Genomic DNA, 18,611 nt, shown 5'->3' with positions numbered 1-18,611 from the left:
GTTCGATAGATTCTATCTAGAGTATACCATACAGGAAAATATAGTAACGTTATTTTAGGTTCTTTGTACTAGCCATGCAACCCTCCCGCCAACCGGGGACGGGAAATGCACGGACCAATGGGAATTTGGACGAGGCTGGTACGTCTATGCATGGACATTCTGTAGAGCTCATCACACGATCTGGTCTGAAAGGCAAGAAGCGGACGTCCGGCCATGCCGAGAGCAGACGCAGCCAGCAAAAGGCGCTGCAGGAGCATGCCGGCTTCCATCTGCTGAATGCGGTATCCTCGATACCCCAATTGGGATATCAAGTGATCATCGTCACCTGCTATATGCAGACAGATCGGCACTTGAAACAAATTGACATTATGCAGAGTCATCCCCTGCTGCAGCCGGAGCCTATGATCACCGGCAAGCTCGCGCCGGAGCGCGTGGGCAGCTGCGTCATAGCGATAGGCGCCATCCGGTACGCCTTCGACGTTATAAAAGCACCCGTATAACGCGATACGAAGCGGAGGCGACGCCCCCGTCCCTGCCCCCACGCCGTCCAAATCGTTGCGATACGAGAAGGAAGCCATAGCTTCCTGCAGCAGGACGGCCAGCTGCTTCGCCGTCACACGGCTCAAGAAGAATTCGCTTTCGGGCGAATGCCTCGCACGGCTGGCCGCCGCCAGATCAATGCTCAGCCGCTTCACAGGTGGTAAATACACCGTCTGAAGTCCGCTTTCCGCTCGATTTGCGGGCTTTAACCGGCGAAACGGCGAAAGCGTATGTAGTGCCGCCGCTTCGTTCATCTGCGTCAGCTCCGGGAACTCCTTGACGGATTTCGATCGCACGTAAACTTCATGCTGAATACCCGAAAGCTCGCGGCACAGTTCATCTGATGCGACTTGCAGCTGTGTATCGCGGGCATCGTCGATCCAAGGAATGTCGCGCTGCACGGAAAGAGGGATGACCGCATAAACGTTCTCTTCGGAGCCAGATAGCCCGAGCAGATGGCCCACGGCTCGGTCCAGAAATCGGAAATGCACGCTTGATGCATAACCGAACCGTTTTGCAGCTTCCTGCAGTTGCCCTAGCAGCACACCTGAATCAAGACCTTGCAAACGATAGGCAAAGGTGTTGTATTTGAAAGCATTTTTCCAGACCATCGCCGATACAAACACAACGCCAAAGCATAAGGATAGCTCACAGTGGTTGCCGAGAGCCCTGGCCAAGTACGAATCGTACTCGCCTTCACGCAGCAGCACCAAGCGATGGTGTGCGGCATCGTAATGGTATAATCCGGGAACGCCTGCTTCCGTGCGGAGATAGATGTATAATTCATTCGGGTACAATCCCCCGCCGGAAGGGGTGAATCTTCGATACATCTGCATCGGAACCGCAAGGGAATAGCTGACTTGCGCCAGCCCGTAGACATACCAGAAAAAATGGCCAATGGTTTTCAAACTTGGTTCAACAGCTTCAACAGATGATGCCCGCGCCTTCAGCGTCATCGGGATATCCGAAGACAGTGAAAGCGTTGGCAGGCCGCGATACAGCTTATAGGCAAGCGGTGCATCGTCCCAATCGACCTCATGGCCGGACTGTCCGCCCACGTTGCCGTCGGCATGAAGCTGGCGAATAAACGCTTCCAGACTCACATGGCTTCCCCCAATCGCCTAAAAGGATACCTTCGCTGGCAGGAGCCGACATCGGCTCTGCTCATTTATGGGAACGGATGCGGATGAGCATTGAGCTCCTCCGGACGCAAAGGACGTTTTGTGTAACCGAGCTCGTTCGGCACTCGAAGCGCCCTTTCCAAGCCCGCCAATCGCGTAAACCGGTAGCCAAATGTCATCGGCAGCATGCCAGGTATCAGCACTTTCACGCAATGTAGCCCGTTACGTCTCAACTCCGGTGTTGTCTGGTCAACCACAATAACGTCCAAATGCAAGCGGAGAAACGTACCGATCATCGACTTCAGGTCTTCGGTCAAATCGCGGCGCCTCGGAGTGATCTCAAATTCTTGCTTGAATGCTCGCATCGGCCGGTTTTCCTCCAGCAAAAAGCGCAGCCGCGGCTCCGCCTCCGGCAGGCTGTACAGCATGGAATGGTCTTCCATGCCGTGAACCAGCGAAGGATTATTGAGCATCCGCACATAATCCTCCCGGTTCGACTCTAATTTGTGGTTTAATGTAAGCATCATCCCCGACAGCTCGTGAACCGCCCCTTTTGCCGCCCGTACGGGATCGGGGTGCGCTCCGGCCGCACAAATAAGATTCACTCCGTCAGGCCTTCTATTTTTCGCCATCGCCCAAATGCTAGGAATGCCATGTTCCATCGTCGCATTAAACAAAAGCACGTCAAAACCGGCAACAGACTGCAGCCGGTCCACCATGAGTTTTAGGTCGCGGTCTCCGGCGGATTGCGGGTCCAAACGGGGAAGCGGCAGCTGGGCGTACCACGTCAGCAAGAACGAATCGCGCTCCACGACCTCCAGCATCCCGTACATAATCGCTTCCTCCAGGCTTCCGCCCAAGGCACAACCGTTGGATGTTTCGTACACAAAGCCTTGCCTGCAGGGAGAGCTGTAATACGCTAGCCACTGCGGTACCAAAATCGGGCGTTCTTGCGCAAAAGAGTATCCCCAGACCCAATCGGTTTCGACATCGGGGTCAAATCGCCTAAAAGGAAACCTAGGCAGCTCATACTGCTCCTCCGCATACAGCCCGACCGTCACGGGATCAAGCGCTTCCCCTGCCAGTTGCCGGTAGCTGCCGAAAACGACCGATCGCTTGCCGCGTGGCGTCATACCGCAATAACGCTCCAAGCCCTCCAGAATAGCCGACAGCTCGCTATCAGCATAGCAGTTCGTCCGGCCAGCCGTCACCTCGTCTTGTTCGAACATCGGCAGATTCACGGTCGCATCGGCCAAGGGTGAAACTAGATCCAGCATTTTTCCGTTCAGAAAGCCGATTTTGTAATCGAGATAGTCTCTGGCCAGAAAAGCGTTCAGCTCCTGGAGCGATCGGCTGCGGTAAATATGATCTCCGACTTTAAGGGACGGCTTGAGCGATATGCGGGCCGCATCCCGCGAATCTTCGGGCAAACGTCCGCATACGGGGCACAATGGGTCCGGCAGGAAGAAATGGCTGGAGCCATGCAATGTTTTTAAATGAACAAAAATCATACGCTCTTCCATGCGGGAACGGCTTCGTAACAGCACATTCCGCAATTCCGCCGTAAGCAAGTGCGCCATATGAAGCAGTCCCGTGCGCGATGCCCAGGGATCAGACAGGATTCCCCCGGTCTCCGTCAACCGCTGTTGCAGTGCCCGCATTTCCCTGCGGTCGCGCCCCGCTGTGAGATGCCGGGAGTCGGCACACCTGGAGCATCCGGGCTGGCCGGGCCTGACGAGCGGCCCAATCACGCCTTCACCGAAAGCGACGAAACCGCGAAGCCACGGAATGCCGGCAGCCTGAAGCTTCGCTTCCGCCTCACGGTGAACGGCTGGATGCCAGGCATCGTGCAGGACCAAGGCAACATCTATCTCTTCCGGCACCCCCTCTCTGAAATCGGTCAAACGAACGATTTTGCAATCAGAGATATGCTCCCTGCTCACCAGCTCGGCCAGCACGCCTTCCCCGATAACAGCAACAATCGCACTCATCCGGCTTCCCCCTCTCCCAGCAGCACGCCGAAGACCGCTGCAGGACCCTCACGCAAAAATGGCTCCACCGCCAAATTAATGACGAAAACCTCCCTGCCGCTTGTTTTCAGCTTTCGCATCGCATCGCTGACTCCATCCTGCTTCGATTCCGTGGCCGGGACAACCAGCTCCCGCGGGGCGTCCGAACCCAACCGCACGGTTCTGACCTCTACGGCCTGCCATACGCGGGATGCGGGCCCGTTTTGCGCCTTCATCAGCGACGCTTGCAGCACTCTGCGCAGCGCCGTTGTCGGGGTCAAGCCGGTGGCTGCCAACCATCCGTCCTCCGTACCTGTCCATACGACAGGAAATCCGCACACGTCCTCTCCAACTCCGATCGCCGGTGTGCCCTGCATCGTGGTCAGCGCCTGTAAATAAAACCGGCATGACTCATCCTCAATCTGATCGAGCCGAGCCTGAACGACATGCGGCTCGCGGTTTGTCAGACGCGCCTCCAAATGCTTCGTCAAGCAAGCCTGTAGTCCACGAGCCATGCCTTCTGAGGCTGTCTCCCCGATCCCGACGCCGATAAGCTGCTCGGTGTTCACAAAATAACCGGCAAGCCGTGACACATACGCCTCAAGCCCGACCAGCCCCGCTTCACGCCGTGCTTCCCCGTGAGTCAATCCCGAACAAACGATATCCGGCAGCAGACCAGCCGGCCCTTCTGACAACGGATCGGCTGCATGAACGCGGCATTGTGACAAGGGCAGCTGAGCAAGGTCCCCTTCCTCCCAGCTATGGAAAATTCCCGTCCGATCTGATGTCAGTTTGCTGAAGTAAGGAAACAGCCCATTTCCAGCGTCGCCTTCCGACCCTTCCGCGAGCCGAAGCTCGACGTCATCCACCCAGTTAGCTGTGACGTCGATTTTTTCGGCGGCAAGCGGATGCGGCAATAAAGAATGCCAGCTTCCTTCCAATGTCTCCAAATCAAGCAGATAAAGTGAGTTTCTCAGCTCTGAGTCGGAAGCGCCAGTCGTCGTCTTGAACAGCTCGAAAACAATCACATTCGCGAGCAGCGCCCCTGCCGTTGTCGAGAACGCAAACCGCTCTGAATCTTTAAACACTTCAGAATCGTGGATGCGCCGCCATGCCGATTCCAGACAGACCTCACTCTCCGGCTGCACGAGCGGGCCCGCGATGCCGGCCTGCTGCAGTCGAACGGCCGGGAACAGCGTTTTGCGTTCCGCCTGGCATGCCTTATGAAGAAGCCGCAGTTCCTCGCAATCGCCGTGCTCAGACACATAGAGGACCGCCTGAAACGGCCGCACGGCTTCCCTCCAGCCTGCGGTACTCTTATTCGTCAGCACAGCCTCTCGGATGGCCACCTCGGAATCGGTCAAGCGAGCGTGCTCCGCCAAAGCCGTAAGCCGCTGCCGATCCGTCGGCATTGAATCTGTAATCAGCATACTGAATCGAGGCAGACCCGACTCAAGCAGCGACGACACTAGCGAGGTAAATATTTGACCGGCTCCGACCACGAGCACCTCAACCTGCCGGTAAGTCTGAAACCGATAAGCGCCCGATTCGCCAAGGCTATTGAGAAAAGCGATTTGTCCTGCATACTTACGGACCGTATGCTCCGCGAGAACGTGCGGTCGATCCAGACTTACATCGCGCGCAAAGCCTTTTTCACTCAGCACTTCCGCGATTTCGTATACCCGGTCACGATACGGATCGGATAGTCCCTCCGTCAATTCAGCTAATGTGTGCTCCCCGTTGAACATGGGGACGAGCTTTTCCAGCCATCGGTCCATCATCTCGCCTTTCAGGTGAAATGTGCCAACGTTGTTTCGGAAATAGACGCTATTATTCTGAACCGGCAAAAAAAAGGTATCCGCCTTGATCTGAAGGCGCGCAGATGGGGTCAGCTTTGACATCTCAGCCCTCCTAACCGTAACCGCAATTGTCCAATTTGCAATCCTCGTTATTCATCCTATGTACTTCGATTTGTCCCTCATGTCAGACAACACCTTAAAGGATAAAAAAATCGCCCCTGCAACGTACCGTGCAGGGGCGATCCGTATTACGGCAAACAGGAAGAGAAAACGAGCATGTTAGCGACAGCGGTGGCAGTTGCCTGCGCAGTTATGGCAGAAGCCTGCGCAGCTTTGGCAGCGAAAGCCGCCACAAACGCCTCCGCAAAACCCGCCACAAACTCCAGCACAAAAAACGCCGCAAAATCCCGCGCAAAATCCGGCACAAACTCCTGCGCAAAATCCGACGCAAAGACGAGCCGGGTCAACCGGCACTTGGCCGTTCGGGAACTGTCCGGCGTGATATTGGGCCTGTTGCGTCCAAGGCGTCATTTCGGTTGCCTGAAACTGCGAAACATCCAGCTGTTGAAGCTCATTTCTAAAATTGGTCATATGAAAAACCTCCAGTAATTTCTTTCAATCGACATGATTCCAGCTTATGGTCGACACTCCGCGTTTGTTACTGAGTCAAACACCTATTTTTTGGGCGTCTGTACCAAAATCCGGACATGCAAAATACCGGCCCCCGCATCATTACGAGGACCGGCATTCTTTTCCTATTTGTAAGATAGTGAAATGCAACAACTCCATTCAAGTTGTCTTCGCAGCATGCTGACAAGGTAAAAAATAGCTCAGTCGAGTCATTTCGCTACCTGACCTCTTCGATTAATATGGATATGTTAGGTTTACAAACCTTGAAAATATGAACCACGAGGAGAAAAAGGAGAAAAGTATGGGCAATCAAAGCACGTTTAATCCGTTCCGCAGACTTCATTTTTACGCCGCCTGGCTCATTACTCCCCTGCTGATTACCTTAAGCCTGTCGGGCATCGGCTACCTGTTTTACACGAATGTCGAAACGAGCATGTACCAGCATGAATTTTTCGGAGCCAGCAGCACGAGCGCCCCGCAAAGCCTGGATGAAGCGGTTCAACAAATCAGCAACAACAACCCCGGCTACACGATTGGAAAACTGAGCATGATGGAAGAGCCCTTTAACAATCGAGTGACTATAAGCAACGCAGACGGAGATACCCGCTATATTTTTCTGGATCGCAGCAACCAGATCGTCGCCGAGCAGGATGCGAAGTACACCTATGCCAACATTATGCGAAATGTTCACAGCTCTCTCTTTACAGGGAGCACGTTTATCCGTTATTTAGTCGAATTGACTGCCTGCTGGACTATTTTTCTCATCGTGTCAGGCATTTACATGACGGTTAAGAAGAAACTGCTTTCAAGAAGGGAAATTGCAGGAAATCATCCTTTTAAGTTTCAAAAAATTCACGCTTGGCTCGGGTTGCTTACCGCAGTCCCCCTGGTTGTCATCGTACTGACTGGCATTCCTTGGTCCGTATTCATGGGCAGCCAGATCAGCACGTTCGCTCAAGATCATCCGGAGCTGGGGAGAACTGCGTTGAGAGCCAATCCACCCCAATCCGATGTCAACGAAATTCCCTGGGCGACCCGAAGTCTGAATCAACCGGCTTCCGAGCATGCAGCGCATGGCGAACACCACGCTATGGCCAGCGCCGCGCTCAACAATCCGAACCAGCAAAGTTTGCAGTCAATCATCCAAAGCGCCCAAAAGGAACAAATAAGCCGGCCGTTTTCGATTGTGTATCCTTCGAATGAGCAAGCCGTGTTTACGGTGTCCAAAGGCAGCAATACCGGGGTTACGGGGCTGGATGTCAGCCCTTATGAAGAAACGACCGCCTATTTCGACCAATATTCCGGCAAGCTCCTTGCCCGAATTAATTTCGATGACTATGGCATGATCGGAAAATGGTTTACTTGGGGCATTCCGCTCCACGAAGGGCATTTGTTCGGACTAGCCAATCAAATTTTGAACCTGATTGTATGTGTTGCCTTCCTTGCGGCAATCGTCATGGGGTTTATGTCGTGGATGAGAAGAATCAAGCCCGGCGATTTCAAGCGACCCAAGCGAATCAACGCTCCCTGGTCGATCGGCGCCGTGCTCACGCTGCTCATCCTGGGCATATTGATGCCTCTGTTCGGCCTATCCGTGCTTCTCATCTTTCTCGTTGAAACCATTATCTATTATTCCACGAAAAATAAGGCACGAGCCGTAAATTAATATGGCCTTGGATTCAAAATCTCAATATATCCTTCAGTTCCATTCACGCGAATTCGTTGGCCGTCCTTGATCCGTTTGGTGGCATGCTCCACACTGACTACTGCTGGCAAGCCGTATTCACGCGCGATCACGGCTCCATGGGTCATCAGTCCGCCCACCTCGGTGACCAGACCTTGTATGGCTACAAACAATGGCGTCCAGCCAGGGTCCGTAAAGGAAGTAACCAAGATGTCTCCAGCTTCCAGCTTGGCATCCTCCATGTTTAAAATGACACGTGCCCGGCCCTCGACCACTCCGGAGGAAACAGCCAAACCGGCCAATGCTTCGGCGGGGAGATGTTCTCGTCGGTACGTACCCGCAATGATTTCGCCGTCAGACGTCATAACACGTGGAGGGGTTAGTTTCTCGAATAAGTTGTATTCGTCTTTGCGCTTGCTGATGATCGCGTAATCGAGCTTGCCTGTGCGTACGACATCGTGGAGCTCCTGGAAAGTGAGATCGTAGGTATCTTCCTTTACCTGAATAACGCCGGCTTGTACGAGTCGTTTGGCTTCTTTCAGCAAAGCCTGCTTGTAAATGAAGTAGCGGTTAATCATGCCGTATTTGGGATATTCACGATAACCGATGAAAGTCCGGAGCAGGCTGATCCGTTGTTTTGTTTCGTTGGCTTTTTGTTGGCCGTCCGGCAATTGCTGCAATCGCTCTAGCAGCTCTTGCTCTTTCTGTAAAGCCTCCTGTCGCCCTTGTTCAAACTTCCGTTTGCCGGCGTTAGGCTCAAAGTTGTTAATGTTCGTGAGAATGATCGGGACAAGTCCAATTGGTCTTTCACTCCAGCGGGTTTTCGTCAAATCAATTTCACCGGCACATCGCATCCCATATTTGTTGAGATAAGCATGGATCGCGTCTTGGGTTTCCTTTCCACCCTCAAGCTTAGCCAGCTCATCCAAAAAGTTCGGATTCTGGACATGCTGTAAATAATCGATCACTTCGGGATAAGGACGAATCACATCGGCGACATCCAGCAGCGCCAGACCCATTTCCGAAGTAATATTGTGCGGCGCCGATTGAGAAAGCGGATCGGCCGCATTTTTTTCACCTAGCCAGGTGTTCATGTTTTCATTGATCCATGCGGAAGCATCCATAGCGGCCCTAATCACAGCTGAGCTTTGGGGGTCAAATAGGAGCTGCTTTAATTTATGAATATCTTCCAGAATAAAATCAAATACATCTGCTCCTGATTTCGTCTGGATGGTTTGTTTCAACTCTTCTAGGGAGGCTTGACTACGCTTGATCAACTCGGAAACGATGGTCGGATCGTCTTCGAGCTGCGTTTGAAAGCCTGTAGACGGTTTACTTTGGTTGCGTTGGGGACTCTGTATATTTTGACCATCTGGCGCCGGTTTTATAAAAGCCTCCCGCTCTACGATGGTCACGAGGGCGTCTTTTAGGAGCGGATCGGATGCTCCCAATGCCTCTATGACCATTGCTCTGCTGTCAGCCGAAGCCAGATTAGGCGTGATATCCACAAACAATCGTCCACCGGCTGCACGCATAGGAGCACGAGTCGTTAACAGAAAAAAAGAAAGTCCCAGCGGTTTCATGGGGTCAGTCATCATTTGTTGATGACCGACTGATACATAGACGTGATTTTCTTGATCATCCGCTTCAGGTATGGGGTATAAAGTAGTGATCGGTCGACTCTGGACGATATAAAAGATATCCTCGGCCAAACACCACTCGATGTCCTGGGGGCAGCCTAAGTTAGCTTCGATCTGTCTTCCGATCCGTGCCAGCTGTACTATTTGTTGTTCCGTAAGAGCTTGCATTTGCTGCTGACCAAGGTCGATCTGCCTAGTCTCCGTCCCGCCTTCTGTTCGTCCATAGATAGCCCGTTTTTTGGCTGCGATCCGCTTATTGACGACAGCCCCTTCCTGTACTTGATAGCAATCGGCAACGGCCAAGCCAGAGACCAATGCTTCTCCGAGTCCAAAGCAGGCTTCAATGGATAGCCGCTTTCGGTTGGAGGTCACCGGATCAGCAGTAAATAACACCCCGGAGGCCTGGGGAAAAACCATCCTTTGAACGATAACGGCTATATGAACCTGACTGTGGTCAAATCCATGCTGCATGCGGTAGATGACTGCGCGATCCGTAAATAGGGAAGCCCAGCATTTGCTGATGTGCTGCAGGATAGCTTCCTGGCCGATGATATTTAAGTAGGTGTCCTGCTGGCCGGCAAAGGAAGCAGACGGCAAGTCTTCAGCTGTCGCACTCGAACGCACGGCATAAGCCTGTTCTTCACCAAACCGGGAGAGATAGCGAGCCACTGCTTGGACAACTTCGGAAGGAATTTCGACTTCCATCAGGCATTGTCGAATGCTTCGGCTGATTTCAGCGATTTGATCTCGATCCTCCACGCGGAGCGCGGCCAGTCGATCCAGCAAAGCAGGATACGTTTGCTGGTGTTCGATAGCTTTTTGATATCCCGCTGTTGTCACGCAAAATCCTTCAGGTACTTGTATGCCTTCCATTTTCGATAATTTCCCTACATGCAATCCTTTTCCGCCAACGAGCAGCAGCTGCGTGTCGTCCATTTCCTGAAAACCGAGAACCAAAGCAGTCATTCCACATCTCTCCTGACCGTTAAATTGAGAAAACAATTGACAAGAGTTCATCGGCATGGTAAATTAAAAGTATAAGATGCAATATTTATGAACTAATATAAAATAAAAGTCGTGATCCGATTATAGCATCGTATCTGTTTATATGCAAGACAAAGAACCTGATCTATTCGCCCAGGTTCTTTTTTGATTTCCCGCCCCGGCGGGAATGATTTGCACGCCCAGCCTGTCTTTATCAAAGAAGCGGCATGTGAGGGTGAACATTTGCAGCGGATCCATGGTGTGCAGGGTCACGACAAGCGTCCTTTCATCTGTCCAAACCGCAGCTCCTTGACCTCCCCGTTGATGTCAAACATCAGCCCTGCCTAGTAGTCACAAAAACCACGTCCTGGTCCGGCAGCACGAATTTGATTGCGGCATGCAAAACAGCCCCCATACGATAAGGGGACTGTCAAATTATTCCCTGCAACCGCGTCGGTCCCGATCGGGATCATGCCGACCGTTCCCATAAGGCTCGCGCGATTTTTGCAAACAGCAGTGCTTGCGTCCAGCGGTCGCTCACCTCGTACGGCACGCTGCCGTCCTTGCCAAGGGCCGTGATCGCATAAGGCGGCGGTCCCAGCTCACAGACAAACGGCAGCATGTCGCCTGCCTGCGCCGCTTGACGCCAGCTGCGCATGCCTCCAAGCCACCAGCGTTGAAAGTGGCTCAGCATCGGATGCTCAAGCGCAAGAACCTCTTCGCCCACGCTCCCGGAACCGGGTATGTCAATCTGTACCTGCTCCCCGTTCGAGACGCGAGCATGGATACTTTTGGTTCGGGGGAGCAGCGATTGGAGCAGTTCCTCCGCCTCGTCCGACACCGTACGCATTTCCCCGGCTACAACGTAATGGGAGAAATCAATCGTCAGTTCAAGCTCAGGCAAAAGCCGCGCATATTCCACTGTACGAAGCAAATCCTGAGTAATCGTTCCGCGATGCGTTTCGATATAAGCCGGTATGCCCGCAGATCGCGACAGCTCCGCCATGTCGGCAAGCAGACGGACCGCGTCCTTGCCAACCAGAAATGGACGCATCACCTGAACGTTAACAAAATCAACCCTGCCGAACGATTTGGCGTTGCAAAGAAACAAGTACAGCTCTTCGGCTGTTTTCGGATAGGCATTTACGCTGTAGGAAAGGTTGTATTGCTCCAGCAGCCGCTGCCATTGCTCGGCCTCCTCACCCTCCGGCAGCATGCCGTTAATACCGTCGTAGCCCGCTTCGGCGATACGCAGCACCTTTCCTTCTCGACTCCATTCGTCACCGGTTCCGGTTTGAGCGCCCAGTCCGCTCATTCCCCACCAGGACATCAGCACCTCAAGTCGCGGCTCACGCTTAGTGGACATAGGGGGTATCGTACTCAACGCCGCACGGACCTCCGTTCGGATTGATTTCCAGCTCCACCGGTGTACCGTCGGCACGGAACAGAGGTCGATAATGCGTCGCAATACGCGTGGCCGAGTTGTTCGCATAGTGGCAAATAAAGGCGCGCCGAAAACGATCCTTCGTCTTGTTGCGATACGAGCCGTGAATCAAGCTTCCATTGAAAAAGAGCACATCGCCCCGTTCCATCACGACCGGTATAGCCTTCTGATCCTTAGGCGGCTTCACGTAGTGCGTCGTAAACGATTCCTTGGAATCGGACAAATCGGGACATACGATGTCATAAGTACTTGTCTTTGGCACAACTAACAGCCCGCCGTTCTCCTCATCCGCCGCATCAATCGCGGTCCAAGCGGCGATACAGTTGCCCGGCTCCACCTTTAAATAGAAGTTATCCTGATGTAGCGCTTGCCCCCGTGCGCCGGGAGGCTTGTAATAAAACATGCTTTGGGCCGCAAGCGCTTCTTCCTCATACAAATCGGCAAGCACATTCATGACCGGCTGGTGCAGCATATACCGTTTGGCCGTTTCATTAAACCGATGCGGATGCATGACCCTTGGATAACGTTTTAACGGGTCGATCGATTCCTGCTGCAAATCCGGTTCAAAATGCCCCGGGATCACCTGAAGACTGATGTCCTCAAAGGTCTTGTCAATCTCCGCCAGCTGCTCCCCCGTAAACAGCCCTTTGATGATTACATAACCTTCCGTTTCAAACTGCCGCTTCTGCTCCATCGTTAACACGCGATCCTGATCTATCATGTAGGGTCCTCCTCTATTTCTGCTAAACATGAGCGATAATGCTTCTTCATTGTACAGTTGAAATGAGGAGGAGTTGAAGGATGGATCTTGCTGATTAAGCATACGATTCTGCTATTGTGGCTGCGAAATCAGCCTGCCCGCTTACTTGGCTGGCCAGTTGCCATACCAGGCGTAGCCTGTTCTTCTTTCCTGGTCAATATCACTGAGCTTGTACTTCACGACACCGTCACGGCCAATGAAAATAGGCTTGTTGGTGCCAATTTCGTAAAAACGCGCCCAAATAGGTGTCGTGACTTTCGGATCATTGACTACAATGACGTCACTGCTTGTTTTCTCTACGCGGATGCCTGTAATCTGTACAGCCTTGAACCAATCCTCAGCGCCCTTAATGGCCGCCGCGATTTTGCTGGTGGACGGTCGCGTTTTCAAAAATTTCACGATGTTAACGCTTTCTTGAGCAGTCAGGGAAGGAACTTCATAAATTCGCGCTGCCGCCGGCTTCAGCGTGCTGGAATCATGCTGCTGGCCCCACGCCGTCAGCTTGCCGCTAACCGTCACCTGCGTATTCAGGATACACTCGACGCCCTTGTCTACAGCCTGCTTGCTTTTCGAAGCCAAGGCGTTGTCAATAAATGCGAAGTCGCCCTTCCTATTCGCCACCTCATCGAGCAAGATCAACACATTAACCATCGCATTATCATTAAAGGTAATGTGCTGATGGTAGCCTGAGCTCTTATATACCTGCGGGAAGCCGCCATTGGCATACTGCATATTCAGCAGGAAGTTAATGCCTTTGATTGCCGCTGCGGAATATTTGCTGTCCTTCGTTTTTTGGTATTCGCTTGCAAGCCTGCGAATTTCCGAATAGGTTGCCTTGTTGTCAATCGTAGATTTCGCCCACTCGCCGCTCGTTTCTGCGTAGCTTTTTTTCCAGCCTCCGTCAGCCTGCTGATTTTTCAAAATGTCGGCAAGGCTTGCCGTTGTACCCGAGGCATCCGCTGCCATCACGCTCGTAAGCGGTTGCACAATTGTGATTGGAACAGACAGAAGAATTGCGACTGCCAAAGTAAAAGAAACGGAACGTTTTTTCATGAAATAATCACCTTTTCTTATAATATTTACAATTATTTAAAATTTATTACTCCCACATTCTACTTAAAGTTCGCTAGATTGTCAATATTATACTTGTAGAAAAATGTATGAACATGTAGAAATATGTAACTGTTTAATCAAAAAAACTGGATCCCTGTACCCAAGGAACCAGTTTTCCATCGTTAACTGTAGGTCCTACCTCAAATATTGTCCCGTGATCGACTGCTCCGCCTGAACAATCTGCGAAGGCGTGCCCTCGAACACCACCTGACCACCCTTGCTGCCTCCGTCCGGTCCCATATCAATGATCCAATCCGCTTGGCTGATGACATCAAGGTTATGCTCGATGACGATCACCGTATTGCCGGCATCGACGAGGCGGTTCATGATGTCCAGAAGGTGACCGATATCTGACATATGCAAGCCGGTCGTCGGCTCGTCCATCACATAAATGCTGCCCTGCTTGTGCAGCTCGCTCGCCAGCTTGATGCGCTGGCATTCACCGCCCGAGAGCGTACTAAGCGGCTGACCGAGCGTAATATAGTTTAGCCCCACATCACGCATCGCCTGGAGCTTGCGCACCACCTCTTTTAGCTGAAAAAATTCCAAGGCCTGTTCCACGGTCATCTCCAGCACCTCTGCAATGGACTTGCCATTCAGCTTGTACGCGAGCACCTCTTCCTTGAAGCGTCTGCCTTCGCAAACTTCGCATGGCAGCTTCACGCTGTCGAGGAAGGCAAGGTCTGTATACACAACGCCTAGCCCCTGGCAGTTCTCGCAGGCTCCCTTGGAGTTAAAGCTGAACAAGCCTTGATTGACCTTGTTTGCGGCAGCAAATGCTTTGCGCACATCATCCATGATGCCTGTGTAGGTGGCCGGATTGGAGCGTGTGGACACGCCTACCGCCGATTGGTCGATGACGATCGCATCCGGATGCTGACTGAGAAATACCTCGTTAATCAGCGTGCTTTTTCCCGAGCCGGCGACACCGGTAATGACCGTCAGCACGCCGGTTGGAAGCTCTACACTCACGTTCCGCAAATTGTGCAGCGACGCATGTTGGATGGACAGCTTGCCGGCCGGCTGCCTGCAATCGCGCTTCAGCTGAAGCGGACGCCTCATATGCGTGCCTGTCAGCGTACCCGACTCCAGCAATCCCTGGAAGCTTCCTTCATACACAATTGTACCGCCTCGGCTGCCCGCATGAGGCCCGACGTCGACGATATGATCAGCCACCTTGATGACATCGGGATCATGCTCGACGACAAGCACCGTATTTCCCTTGTCGCGGAGCTTCTGAAGCAACTCATTTAACCGGTGTACGTCACGGGGATGCAAGCCGACGCTGGGCTCATCGAAGATGTAAGTGACATCCACCAGACTGCCGCTCAGATGCTTCACCATCTTGACGCGCTGTGACTCGCCGCCCGATAAGGTATCCGTCTCACGGTCCAGGGTCAAATAATCCAGCCCGATGTCCACCAGATGCTGCAGCCGCTCTGCCAGCGATTTGACGACCGGCGCGGCGATCGGATCATCAATCTCCCGAATGACGCGGATCAGCTGCCCGACCTCCATGGACGATAGCTCCGCAATATGGTGCCCATTGATCTTGCAGCTGAGCGCTGCCTGACTGAGCCTTGCGCCGCGACAGCTGGAACAAGGACCTTCGGAGATGTAGGGCGCAACCGCTTTTTGGGTTCGCTCGGACTTCGTCTTTACATCCTGCTTGATGTATTTATTGGTAAACTTCTCAATGACGCCTTCCACTGTAATATTCATTGCCTTACCGGCGAAATCCATCTTCACCTTTCTCGCCTTGGCGTATAGAAGCCGATCCAACTCCTCGTCGGAATAATTACTCAGCTTCTTGTTGAGATCGAAGTCCCCCGACTGCACGAGCATATTCCACTCCCAGCTGCTCACTGCATAGTCCGGCAGCCGGATTGCTCCTTCATTCAACGATTTTGACAGGTCCACAGCCTTGCTCATGTCGATGCCAAGCCTGCGACCGAGCCCGTTGCAATCAGGACACATGCCTTGCGGATCGTTAAACGAAAACATGTGCGCTTGTCCCACATAAGGCTGGCCCACCCGGGAAAAAAGAAGCCGGAGAATCGGAGAAATATCGGTAATCGTGCCCATCGTGGAATGAGAACCGCCGCCCAGCCGCTTCTGATCTACAATAACAGCCATGCTCAAATTTTCGATCGCATCCGCATCAGGCTGCGGATAGCGCGGCAGGAAATTACGCACAAACATGCTGAAGTTCTCATTCAGCAAACGTGTGGATTCTGCAGCAATCGTATCGAAGACGATGGATGACTTGCCCGATCCGGATACCCCGGTGAAGATTGTGATCTTTCGCTTGGGAATGCGCAAGGATACGTTCTTGAGATTGTTTTCTCTCGCGGCGGAGATGCCGATAAAATCCTGATTTGATTCGCTCATGCCCAGCCTCCTTTCGATTACATGAATTGCTTTCTATTTACATTGTATTATTCATCGTGCATCGTTTGTCCAAATCAACAACAACCGGCTGCATGTGACTTGCAGCCGGTTGGTAATCGAGGTCGAGCAGAGTTCTCTCCTAACTAGGATAACCAGAAGACCGTTTAGTTTCACGTGCCCATGTTAAGGCAACAATATTTTCTCGTATTGCATTTGCTGCAGTGTCTTGCCTCGCAATATCGTGCGTTCTATGCCGGTGCTTTCAAAGCCCTGTTTCCTATAAAAGCCGATAGCCGCTTTATTTTGCTGCAATACCCATAACCTTGCCTTCGAATATCCAAGCTTGTACAGCTCGCTGGTTCCCCAGTTCAGCAGCAGCCCGCCTAACCCTGAACGCCTGAAGCTTGGTCTTAGGTATAAAGCTGAGATTTCAGCATACACCTTTTCCGGCTCCGTGACGAGGACGATGAGTCCGGCTGCTATGGCATCCACAAGCATGATGGCAATGCGGTCTTCGGCACGGGCAAGCTTGTCATAAAAAAAATGCTCTCGGGCTTCCGGCGTGTATTGGCCCAGAACATCATCCGGTATGATGCCCTTATAGGCAATTCGATACGATTCGGAATGAATAAAACCAAGAGCAGCGGCATCCGCTAGCGAAGCCCAACGAATTTCGACGAGAGGATGATTCAATTCGATGATGTCTCCTTAAATGTCATGGCAGCGAGTATTTCTTGGAAATCAAGGATAGCTGCTTGATGGGTCTCATCGTACGAGCTGTTCATCAATTCATAGAAATGGTTCTCCGCTTCGAAAAAGATGGAAGTCACAATCCGCTTCGTCCAGTCGCTGTCATCGACATAGGTCAACTGTATACCGTCGCGGTCAAATAGCTTCATTTTTTTCTCCTCAATTACCGATTCCTTCGTGATTTGGTGTTCATCCTTTTTCTGCTTCACATACTCGGCGAGGGTAACGTCCTTCCATTTTCCGCTTTTTGCATCCTCGTAGATGAACAAGTAAGTAAAGTTGAAATACTTGATCGCGAGCTGCAGCTCCGGAGCCGGTTTCTCGTAACGGACAGGCTCCCACTTGCCATAGGCAGTAAAATGAAATTGCCCGCCAGGCGTCTCAAACTCGCGTTTGGTCTCAATGACTGCCGAACGACTTGCCTCCACCCATTCGACCTTGGCGTCCACCGCTTCTGACACAAAACGCAGCGGCACAAAGGTGCTATGATTAACGAGAGTCGGAGCGACCGCAAGCTCCACTTGCTTGCCGTTCACTTCCGCCACAGGATGATCCAGACGGAGTACGATTTGCATTCCTTTCTTCTCTCCGGTAATCGTCTTCGTTTCCGCATCCCACTTAAGCTCAATCCCTAATTGTTCAAAAAGCGGCCTAAATTGCACAAGTACAGTACCATCTGAAATAAAAGGCGCTTCGTCAAACGGAACGGCTTTAGCATCAAGCAGTACGCGAATCGAATCCTTTTTGCTTTCTGTTGCTGACGCAGAGGCTTTAATTGTCACGCCTTTGCTTTTCAAGCGTTCCATAACCGTTGCAGCCTGTTCATTAAGCGGATTTCCTTCCAGCATCACCGTTTTTAAGTTAGGAAGCTCAAGCAAGACGTCAATGTTGGAAATTTGATTATGTTCCAAATATAGGTTTTCCAGCGTCGGGATCTCCCCCAGCGGAGAAATGTCGTCCAACTGATTATGATTAATCGTTAACCAGCGAAGCGGAAGCTCCCTCAGCGGGGCAATATCTGTAATACGGTTGTTTCCAATCAGCAGATCTGTCATCCGATTCAGATTCGATAACGGTTCGATATTTTCAATCTGGTTGTTGCTGATAACCAGCCGGGATAAGCTTGTTAACTGACCCAGCGGTTCAATATCGGCAATTTCATTGTTGTTTAAGCCGAGAAAGCTGACCTTGGTCAAACCGGCCAGCGGTTTAATATCAGAGATGCCCAAATTGGGTAGAAAAAGTTCAGTTGCATTTCTTGCGTACTGAAGCCCTTCAAGACTGTCTATCTTTTGAGACGAATCTTGGGGGTACAACGATGTCAGCTTCAGCAGATCGGCTTCATCAAGCGGCTTGCCGAACAGTTTCAGCTGTATCCGAATAGCTGCGTCAAGAGCAGCATCTTTGATGGCGACCTCAGCTCCTGAGGCCGCTGCGGGCAACGTCAGCAGCAGCGCTAGCAGTACCGTAACCGTAAAACGAAACCTTGAATTAAACAAGAATAGAACACTCCTTCAGGTCATATTTCTGGAGGGACCGCCTGCAAGCATCTCTTACTCTTTCGTGTACACACACTGTATCAGACGCAGCATTCACCATGAAGCTGCTTTTTATCATAATACAGGATTATCTCTTGGTAAAGATTGTGATTTGTTTTATCTGATTGCTCAGGCTTAGGCTAGCTGAAGTTGCGTTCCATCACCACGTAGGATTTCCCGCCTTTGGTGAAGACGGCGCTTGCTTCGA

General features: G+C 52.0%; 12 protein-coding genes. 1 reads left to right on the top strand and 11 read right to left on the bottom strand.

What is annotated here, in order from left to right; translation table 11 throughout:
* Window positions 1-68 precede the first annotated feature (68 nt).
* The 4 genes from AC6ROY_RS21160 to AC6ROY_RS21145 form a co-directional block, all read right to left on the bottom strand.
* Entirely contained in the window at window positions 69-1,643 is a 1,575-nt protein-coding gene (locus AC6ROY_RS21160; RefSeq protein WP_500102586.1) for a SagB family peptide dehydrogenase, read from the bottom strand.
* 65 nt (window positions 1,644-1,708) lie between these two features.
* Entirely contained in the window at window positions 1,709-3,652 is a 1,944-nt protein-coding gene (locus tag AC6ROY_RS21155) for a TOMM precursor leader peptide-binding protein (protein WP_500102585.1), read from the bottom strand.
* Window positions 3,649-5,571 (bottom strand): putative thiazole-containing bacteriocin maturation protein, encoded by a 1,923-nt coding sequence (locus AC6ROY_RS21150; RefSeq protein WP_500102584.1) that lies wholly within the window; start codon window positions 5,569-5,571, stop codon window positions 3,649-3,651. Before AC6ROY_RS21150 ends, AC6ROY_RS21155 begins: the two co-directional genes overlap by 4 nt.
* Window positions 5,572-5,748: 177 nt before the next feature.
* Window positions 5,749-6,000, bottom strand: a complete 252-nt coding sequence (locus AC6ROY_RS21145) for a hypothetical protein (protein ID WP_500102590.1) — start codon at window positions 5,998-6,000, stop codon at window positions 5,749-5,751.
* 400 nt (window positions 6,001-6,400) lie between these two features.
* On the opposite strand from AC6ROY_RS21145, the gene AC6ROY_RS21140 reads away from it, so the two are divergent.
* On the top strand, window positions 6,401-7,765 hold the full coding sequence (locus tag AC6ROY_RS21140; RefSeq protein WP_500102583.1) for a PepSY-associated TM helix domain-containing protein: 1,365 nt from the start codon (window positions 6,401-6,403) through the stop codon (window positions 7,763-7,765).
* On the opposite strand, the gene ppsA is transcribed toward AC6ROY_RS21140, so the two are convergent.
* The 7 genes from ppsA to AC6ROY_RS21105 all read right to left on the bottom strand — a co-directional run bounded on the left by ppsA (window position 7,762) and on the right by AC6ROY_RS21105 (window position 18,364).
* Window positions 7,762-10,389, bottom strand: coding sequence for a phosphoenolpyruvate synthase (ppsA, locus tag AC6ROY_RS21135; protein ID WP_500102582.1), 2,628 nt, complete (start codon window positions 10,387-10,389; stop codon window positions 7,762-7,764). The two genes, AC6ROY_RS21140 and ppsA, sit on opposite strands and share 4 nt — an antisense overlap.
* Window positions 10,390-10,876: 487 nt before the next feature.
* Window positions 10,877-11,773, bottom strand: coding sequence for a sugar phosphate isomerase/epimerase family protein (locus AC6ROY_RS21130; RefSeq protein WP_500102581.1), 897 nt, complete (start codon window positions 11,771-11,773; stop codon window positions 10,877-10,879).
* On the bottom strand, window positions 11,763-12,572 hold the full coding sequence (locus AC6ROY_RS21125; RefSeq protein ID WP_500102580.1) for a phytanoyl-CoA dioxygenase family protein: 810 nt from the start codon (window positions 12,570-12,572) through the stop codon (window positions 11,763-11,765). Before AC6ROY_RS21125 ends, AC6ROY_RS21130 begins: the two co-directional genes overlap by 11 nt.
* Window positions 12,573-12,713: 141 nt before the next feature.
* Window positions 12,714-13,664 (bottom strand): pectate lyase, encoded by a 951-nt coding sequence (gene pelA, locus AC6ROY_RS21120; protein WP_500102579.1) that lies wholly within the window; start codon window positions 13,662-13,664, stop codon window positions 12,714-12,716.
* 195 nt (window positions 13,665-13,859) lie between these two features.
* Window positions 13,860-16,115 (bottom strand): ATP-binding cassette domain-containing protein, encoded by a 2,256-nt coding sequence (locus AC6ROY_RS21115; RefSeq protein WP_500102578.1) that lies wholly within the window; start codon window positions 16,113-16,115, stop codon window positions 13,860-13,862.
* A 183-nt stretch (window positions 16,116-16,298) separates the two neighbouring features.
* Window positions 16,299-16,808, bottom strand: coding sequence for a GNAT family N-acetyltransferase (locus AC6ROY_RS21110; RefSeq protein ID WP_500102577.1), 510 nt, complete (start codon window positions 16,806-16,808; stop codon window positions 16,299-16,301).
* The gene (locus tag AC6ROY_RS21105) at window positions 16,805-18,364 is read right to left on the bottom strand and encodes a stalk domain-containing protein (RefSeq protein ID WP_500102576.1); all 1,560 of its coding nucleotides are present in this window, start codon (window positions 18,362-18,364) and stop codon (window positions 16,805-16,807) included. Before AC6ROY_RS21105 ends, AC6ROY_RS21110 begins: the two co-directional genes overlap by 4 nt.
* Window positions 18,365-18,611: the final 247 nt, after the last annotated feature.

The organism is Paenibacillus sp. sg306046, assembly GCF_059821225.1.
Note: the sequence above shows the minus strand (reverse complement) of the source record. Positions and strands in the feature narration are given on the sequence as shown.

Bases quoted from the DNA above. Each gene is read 5' to 3' on its own strand.
- AC6ROY_RS21130 (WP_500102581.1), bottom strand. From the start codon at position 11,773: ATGTCCACTAAGCGTGAGCCGCGACTTGAGGTGCTGATGTCCTGGTGG.
- ppsA (WP_500102582.1), bottom strand. From the start codon at position 10,389: ATGACTGCTTTGGTTCTCGGTTTTCAGGAAATGGACGACACGCAGCTG.
- AC6ROY_RS21150 (WP_500102584.1), bottom strand. From the start codon at position 5,571: ATGTCAAAGCTGACCCCATCTGCGCGCCTTCAGATCAAGGCGGATACC.
- AC6ROY_RS21140 (WP_500102583.1), top strand. From the start codon at position 6,401: ATGGGCAATCAAAGCACGTTTAATCCGTTCCGCAGACTTCATTTTTAC.
- pelA (WP_500102579.1), bottom strand. From the start codon at position 13,664: ATGAAAAAACGTTCCGTTTCTTTTACTTTGGCAGTCGCAATTCTTCTG.
- AC6ROY_RS21155 (WP_500102585.1), bottom strand. From the start codon at position 3,652: ATGAGTGCGATTGTTGCTGTTATCGGGGAAGGCGTGCTGGCCGAGCTG.
- AC6ROY_RS21125 (WP_500102580.1), bottom strand. From the start codon at position 12,572: ATGATAGATCAGGATCGCGTGTTAACGATGGAGCAGAAGCGGCAGTTT.
- AC6ROY_RS21145 (WP_500102590.1), bottom strand. From the start codon at position 6,000: ATGACGCCTTGGACGCAACAGGCCCAATATCACGCCGGACAGTTCCCG.
- AC6ROY_RS21115 (WP_500102578.1), bottom strand. From the start codon at position 16,115: ATGAGCGAATCAAATCAGGATTTTATCGGCATCTCCGCCGCGAGAGAA.